Annotated in this window: 9 protein-coding genes and 1 pseudogene; 7 read left to right on the top strand and 3 right to left on the bottom strand. The window is 33.7% G+C overall.

The window, feature by feature from the left end; genetic code table 11:
* The 7 genes and pseudogenes from PSN35_RS05370 to PSN35_RS05340 all read left to right on the top strand — a co-directional run.
* Positions 1–539 (top strand): annotated as a pseudogene (locus PSN35_RS05370) (anthranilate phosphoribosyltransferase); the annotation flags it as partial.
* 37 nt (positions 540–576) lie between these two features.
* A complete protein-coding gene (locus tag PSN35_RS05365) occupies positions 577–1,077 on the top strand; it encodes a hypothetical protein (protein ID WP_300030518.1) in 501 nt (166 codons plus the stop codon).
* A 15-nt stretch (positions 1,078–1,092) separates the two neighbouring features.
* The gene (locus PSN35_RS05360; RefSeq protein ID WP_300030516.1) at positions 1,093–2,484 is read left to right on the top strand and encodes a pyridoxal-dependent decarboxylase; all 1,392 of its coding nucleotides are present in this window, start codon (positions 1,093–1,095) and stop codon (positions 2,482–2,484) included.
* Complete coding sequence (locus tag PSN35_RS05355; protein WP_300030512.1) at positions 2,468–2,956, top strand: hypothetical protein; 489 nt, start codon at positions 2,468–2,470, stop codon at positions 2,954–2,956. Before PSN35_RS05360 ends, PSN35_RS05355 begins: the two co-directional genes overlap by 17 nt.
* A complete protein-coding gene (locus PSN35_RS05350; RefSeq protein WP_300030509.1) occupies positions 2,946–3,755 on the top strand; it encodes a hypothetical protein in 810 nt (269 codons plus the stop codon). The genes PSN35_RS05355 and PSN35_RS05350 overlap by 11 nt, the downstream gene beginning before the upstream one ends.
* On the top strand, positions 3,755–4,654 hold the full coding sequence (locus PSN35_RS05345; RefSeq protein WP_300030506.1) for a cyanophycin synthetase: 900 nt from the start codon (positions 3,755–3,757) through the stop codon (positions 4,652–4,654). The genes PSN35_RS05350 and PSN35_RS05345 overlap by 1 nt, the downstream gene beginning before the upstream one ends.
* Complete coding sequence (locus tag PSN35_RS05340) at positions 4,641–5,201, top strand: VTT domain-containing protein (RefSeq protein ID WP_300030503.1); 561 nt, start codon at positions 4,641–4,643, stop codon at positions 5,199–5,201. The genes PSN35_RS05345 and PSN35_RS05340 overlap by 14 nt, the downstream gene beginning before the upstream one ends.
* Here PSN35_RS05340 and PSN35_RS05335 read toward each other — a convergent pair.
* From PSN35_RS05335 to PSN35_RS05325, 3 genes are all read right to left on the bottom strand, one after another.
* The gene (locus PSN35_RS05335; protein WP_300030500.1) at positions 5,194–5,682 is read right to left on the bottom strand and encodes a YHS domain-containing (seleno)protein; all 489 of its coding nucleotides are present in this window, start codon (positions 5,680–5,682) and stop codon (positions 5,194–5,196) included. The two genes, PSN35_RS05340 and PSN35_RS05335, sit on opposite strands and share 8 nt — an antisense overlap.
* A gap of 12 nt (positions 5,683–5,694) precedes the next feature.
* Complete coding sequence (locus PSN35_RS05330; protein WP_300030497.1) at positions 5,695–6,315, bottom strand: hypothetical protein; 621 nt, start codon at positions 6,313–6,315, stop codon at positions 5,695–5,697.
* Positions 6,308–6,780: sigma-70 family RNA polymerase sigma factor (locus tag PSN35_RS05325; protein ID WP_300030494.1), on the bottom strand; the 473-nt coding region annotated here is incomplete at its 5' end. The genes PSN35_RS05325 and PSN35_RS05330, both read right to left, overlap by 8 nt.

Here is a 6,780-nt window from a genome sequence, read left to right as displayed (position 1 = left end):
TAGTACCACTACGTGATCGCATTATTAAGCGCACTGTGATTAACACGGTAGAAACACTTATTACGCCTTTAAGAGGGCGAAAGACACATTCTATTTTGGGTTATGTGCATAAGCCATATCCGCCTAAATATGCGGCGTTGGTTGATGAGTCAGGCATGGACACTGCATTGTTGATTCGTGGTGTTGAAGGCGGCGTTATTCCTTCTCTGCGTCAAAAAGGCTTAATGGTCTCTTACGAAGGCATTGAAGAAAAAGATCGTGTCGACATTGAGCCTAAGTCGCTGGGTATTGAGCAGGAGTTACGCGCTATTTCATTTCCTGATAAGTTGGATGTGCATGGTGATATTAAAGCTTTGGCAGATTATACAGTTAAGTTAGGAAAATCTGCCTTATCAGGCGACAAAGGATTATTTTATGATGGTTTGGTTTTAGCTGTCAGTTTAATCCTTTGGCATACTAAAAAGGCTGACTCGTTAGTTGAAGCTGCTGAAATGACAAGAACAGTCTTAGACTCTGGCAAGGCATTGAATCGTTTATAATTAGAACATAATCATAGGATATAAAAAAAGGGAAAAGATGAACAATACAATCAAAATTATAATTAGTTGGCTAATCGCTCTATGGACATCAAATGTATTTCTTAGCTCGTTATTTTATAAATTTGATAACACTGCACTAGAACCACAGCATATCTTTAGTACTATTGGTATTTGGATTGGCGATACCATCAATACCACACTAGGTGAATTGTTTGCTGAGTATGGCGCAATTTTAATTGGCTTGGCTGAGTTGGTAACTGCTTTGGTATTATTATTGCCGATTATATTGTGGAAACATAGAGAAAAACTTCATTGTATTGGTGGCTTAATGGCATCAGTGGTGATGCTAGGGGCGGTATTTTTCCATATTTTTACCCCACTTGGTTGGCATCCAACTTGGCAAGTTGCAAATGAAGTGGCTTGTCAAGCGGTATTTATAGCACCTAATTCGTGCGCAGATACTAGTTTGGCAAATGCCGCTTTGTCTATCTTAGTTTTAGGTATTGTTATGGTGTGGTTGAATAAAAAACGCAATTAGAGGATTTTCTTCTCAATGCAAGACAAGGAATTGCTTGAAAAAATAGCGCAAGTACTACAATACGTAAATTCAAAAAGCAATAATCGGTTGATTAATTATCAACCAACTACTAAATTAACTGAAATATTAGACTTAAATAAGCAATCTACTCAGGACTGGGCACAATTGTTTATTTGGGTGCAACAATATCTAGATTATTCTCCTAATACCAGTCATATTGGTTTTGTTAACCGCATGTGGTCGGGTGCTAATGCGCCTTCAATTTTAGGAGAAGTTATTGTTGCGCTTAGTAACACTTCAGCTTGCACCTTTGAATCCGCACCTGTTGCTACCTTAATGGAGACTTACATGCTTGAGCAAATGCTTGATTGTGTTGGCTTTAAACAAGGTGAAGGACAGATGACAACTGGCTCAAGCAATGCTAATATGATTGCCATGATGGTAGCGCGCAATCAAGCATCAAAAGATACAAAGAAACAAGGGTTATTTAATCAAAAACCCTTGTTTGCTTTTGTTAGTGATGATGCACATTATTCACTAGATAAAGCCGCGAATATTTTAGGTATTGGTGCTGAGCATTTAATTAAAGTTCCGACAACTAAAAACGGAGAAATGGATGTTTTAATGCTTGATAAAGCCATTCAGAAAGTTCAAAAAAATGGCGGTATCGCATTTTTTGTTTGCGCAACTCTGGGGACAACAGTGCGTGGTGCTTATGACGATATTGAGCAATTAATAACGCTAAAAAATAAACACCATTTTTGGTTACATGGTGATGGTGCTTGGGGTGGAGCAGCAGTAATGAGCCCAATATTAAAAGCTAAATTTTTGAGAGGCATTGAACAATTAGACTCTTTTACGATGGATTTTCATAAAATGCTTGGTAGTAGTCTAATGTGTAATTTTTTATTATTAAATCATCAGAACTTGTTATCTTGTACTTGTGCAGATGGTGACAATAGCTATATTTTTCGAGATAATGCAGTTGACTTAGGTGCTAACTCACTGCAATGCGGTCGTCGTGTGGACAGCTTAAAATGGTTTTTAGACTGGAAGTTTTATTCTAAGCAAGGTTTTTCTGACAGAGTTGAAAACTACTACCAATTAGCAAAATTTTCAGAGGATTTTATTAATGCTAGTAGTGAGTTAGAAATGGTAAAAAAACGCAGTTCATTTAATGTGTGTTTTCGTTTTAAAGCGCAAGAGCCTAATACTTTTAACCAAAATTTACGTAATAAATTATTAGAAGATGAACAAGCTTTGCTTGCTTTGGCCTATATAGAAGAAAAATTGGTATTTCGGCTATTGATAAGTAATATTAATATGAGCAAAGTGAAACTAACAGCACTATTAAATCGTTTAATTAAAATAGGAAAAGCACTACAAACCGATGTTGAAAGAAATTAAAAACTACGAATATACACATACAACTGATTTTGATTTTAAAACATTGTGTGAATTACTTGCTAAGGAATACTATGACTTGGCTATTGAACAAATGAAAATTTTGGCAAGAGAAGTAAGGGTAAAAAATTTATCTTTTGATAAGGGTAATTACACAAGGAATATTATTCTCAGTAATAACGATTATTGGTTAGGTTTGCTATATTGGGACCAAGGTGCAACAACACCTATTCATGGCCATCCAGAGCAGGCTTTTATCTATGTGGTTGAAGGGTCTTTGAGTTGTAAAAATTTTGATAAAAATCCATTAACTGAGCTTGGTTCTAGAGAGTTAAATGGTGGGGAATATCGCTATAGCAAAGGTATAAAAGGCAAGATGGACAATTATATTCATCAAATTAATGCAAAGCAAAAAAGTATTAGTTTGCATTATTACTCAGACAATCCAATCAAAGGAGAAGTGTTTGACATTTAGGTTAATTTTTCACTATATTATTTGGTCAATTCGTTTAGGTATTCCTCCTTGGTATTATTTTCAAATTAATGCTGAATGGTATAACAAAAAGAAGGGTTTTTATTCCAAGATTGATATGGACGGACGTATCCCAAAAAAGTGGCGTCTGGAGCAGGATTATTTTGATAAAAATAATCTACCAGAAACTTTCCCTGTATTTTTAAAACCTGAATGGGGGCAAAATTCTAATGGCATTATTAAAATTAATAACAAACAGGATTTTTTAAATTTTGACCAAACGAATGGAAAAATTCCCTATATTTTGCAATATGCAGCGCATGAAGAAAAAGAATATGAAATTTTCTACATGCGTGATGTAACTAATAAGAACTGTTTAAGCACACTAAATATTACTCAGTCACTCAATCGTTCAGATGAGCGTTATCCCGTTAATGGAATTCATAACAAAGATACAGCTTATCAAGATATTACACAAGATTTTTGTGAAAAAGAGTTAGATATTTTGCAAGCATACCTACAAGAATTGCCGCCTTTTCGTATTGCTAGAGTAGGACTTAGGGCGAATTCTAAGACGGATTTACTTTTAGGTTTTTTTCATATTATTGAAATTAATTTATTTGCCCCATTTCCTATTCACTTACTAGATAATAGCGTTTCAAAAAAAACCAAATATAAATTTATTAAAGACAATATGAAGCATTTAGTTAAGCTTAGTAATACTATTCCTAAGAAACACTTTAACCGTTTTGTTTTTTCTAGAAAAATCATCAAACACTATCAATCAAAAACTGAGCAATAATGCGATTATTACATCAGTTTTTATCGCATTTTTTTCTATCAGATTGCAGTGATTATAATTCGCTTAAAGTTCGCCGTGCTTGTCGTTCAAAAGCACAGGCTAGGTTGGCTTTTGAAGAAAATACATTACCTTACGCCAAAGGTAAAACTTTTATTAACCCATATTCAGCGTTTAAATTTTATAAGCAATATGGCTTCCCACTAGTTGTCAAACCTAATGTTGGTGGTTTTTCTCGGGGTGCATACTTTCCTATTGAAAACAAAGCACAATTATTAAGAGCGAGTATTGCTGTTAAAAAATGGTGGCCAAATAGTATTATAGAACAGTACTTACTTGGCAAAAACTATCGTATAGTAATGACAAAATTTGGCGTTATGTCAGTGCTTAGACGTTATCCACCTTTTATAGTAGGTGACGGACTGAGAGCAATCGGGGCTTTAATTGATGCTGAGAATAAATTAAGGCAGCAAATGCAACTTGCGCCTATTACTCAGTTGATACCGAAAAATAAAGCCATTAAGAAGCATCTAAAACAACAAGGGATGAGCTTTTCCACAATTCCTACAGCTAAGCAAAAAGTTTATCTACACCATAAGATTTCGCTTAAATTAGGCTCAAGTGTTGAAGTGATTGATAAAGCTAAACTAAGTGATAAGAACAAACAAGACTTGATTAAAATATTGAATTTTTTTAATGCCAATATTTTGGGTATTGATGTGATTTGCAAAGAAGGCATTGAAACTGATTTTAATACACAACAATGTATTTTTTTAGAACTTAATTCGCGTCCATTTTTAAAAATGCATGACAATCCTAGATATGGTGAAAAACCCAAAGATTTAGATGATTTTTATAATAAATTAGAGCAATTAGAAGTTGCTGACAATGAAAAATATTAGTAAAAAAACTTTATTTTATGGTTTTGTCGCACTTAATATTATTGCTGTGATTTATCTGTATTTTAGTGATTATAAAATTGACCCAGAAATGCTCAAAGCACTTTTAACCACTGAATATTTTTTAATATCCTATATTGCGTATATTTTAATTTTAATCATTAGAGGCTTGACATTATTGCCCGGTACTGCCTTTTTATTGGCAGGTATCTATGTCTTTTCTTTTGTTCAAGTGTTTTTTGCCATTCAAATCGCTATTATAGGTTATTGTTTGATTATTTATAATTTTGCACACAAATTAAATTTTAAAGTACCGCAAAAAATATTAGATTATGAACATAAAATCAAAACTAAAGAAATCCCTATTATTTTTGCTTTGTGTTTTATCCCAGGTATCTCAATTAATGTGCTGATTTATTTTTTATCTATTATTGATGTTAAATTAAGAAATATATTTATTGGCATTATTAGCGGTACTTCAATTACATCAGCAATCTATATATCAATTATTACTGGTGTATTCGAGTCAGCAAATTATGCGCTTAATTAAGCGTTTTGAACTGGTTTTTATCTAGCCAAAAATCATCGGCTTTTTTAATAAAGCCAGGAATGTCTTTAACCCATCTACCGTTAACTGCTTTGTTATAATTTAGATAGAGTTTGTTATCGACAATAGTCCAAATCTTAGGGTCGCCATACACGCCTTCACCATCTTGAGCAAGACGCCAAGCACAGTGTCCGCCATATTGTGGTGCATATTGTTGCGGGTCAGCCTTAAACAATGCTAGATTTTCTGCATTTTTAAAATGCCAAGTTTTTCCTCGATATTCAAGCGAGAATTCTGCTGAACCTTTGGCGGGCTTATTCTTAGTGAAATAATTAACCGTATCATAACCTTCAATAGCATATTCGTTGCCTTCAGAGCCAGCACCAAACCAAGAATGTTTGGTATAGGTAAAATCAAGCGCGAAGACTTGTAATGTGGTAAAGCTTAATAGTATTAACAGTAAGTTTTTTAAGGTATTTTTCATATTTTCTCCTGGTTAAATAATCCATTTCCCCTGATAGTCAATTACAGTAGGTTTAGAGGGTAAGGGAGCATCTTTATCTTCAAACGAAATAATCATTTCTCCACCTTTAAGCATTGTTAAAGTTTTTTCATTAATGTCAAGGGTTTTTTTACCTGTCTCAGGCATCAGACCAATTAACAACACTTTATTGTCTTTTTTAACCCACAGTGTACAGGTATTTGTGTGGTCTAGGTGCTGATGAGTGGTAGTGGTAATAAATATTTTTTGTTTTGATAAGTCGGTGTTAATATCCCATCCTAGTTGGGCATGAGCGGTTTGATTAACAAGAGTAATGCTAAGTAATAAACCTAAACTGGCAATACTGCTTAATATATAGCGCCAATATCTGAGCAAAGTACTAATAATGCTAGCCTTATTAGACTTAAGATTTTGTTGTATCTGGGCATTGACATTTTGCCAAATTATTTGTGCAGATTCTTCTTCTAACGGTGCTTGTATATTTAATCTACTTAAGTGTAATTGCCATTCAAGTAGTGTTTCCTCGAAGGCTTGAGTTTTTTTAATGGCTTGCTTTTGTTCTTCATCTAGCAAACCCATAGCATATTGGAATGCTAAAAAATTATCATCAGACATGACTGCCATCCAAACATTTTTTCAGTATAGGCATCGCTCTGCGCACCCAAGTTTTAATAGTATTTAGCGGTACTTTAATCGTTTTTGCGATATTTTCGTAAGTTAACCCTTTAAAATAGGACATCAATAAAATTTCCATAATTTCTGGTTTTAATTGTTGTAAGCACTCATTTAATTGTTGTTTGCTTTGCTGTTGTTCAATTTCGTCTAAGAAATGTAATTGTTCATCACTAATGATTGATAATTCAAAATCATCTTGAATAGGTAATTCGCGCTTACGTATATAATCAAGTGCATGATTTCTAGCAATAGTTGACATCCAGGTCATTACACTGGCTTTTCTATGCTCATAAGTTTCTATTTTGTGCCAAATTTTCACATATACCTCTTGCAAACAATCTTCGCTTAACTCTCTTTTCTTTAATATACGAATAATGACGCCAAAAAGTTGCACATTGGAGAGTT

It is taken from the genome of Candidatus Thioglobus sp., from assembly GCF_028599055.1.
Lineage (GTDB): Bacteria > Pseudomonadota > Gammaproteobacteria > PS1 > Pseudothioglobaceae > Thioglobus_A.
The sequence above is the reverse complement of the archived record's forward strand: the minus strand, read 5'-3'. Positions and strand labels throughout refer to the sequence as shown.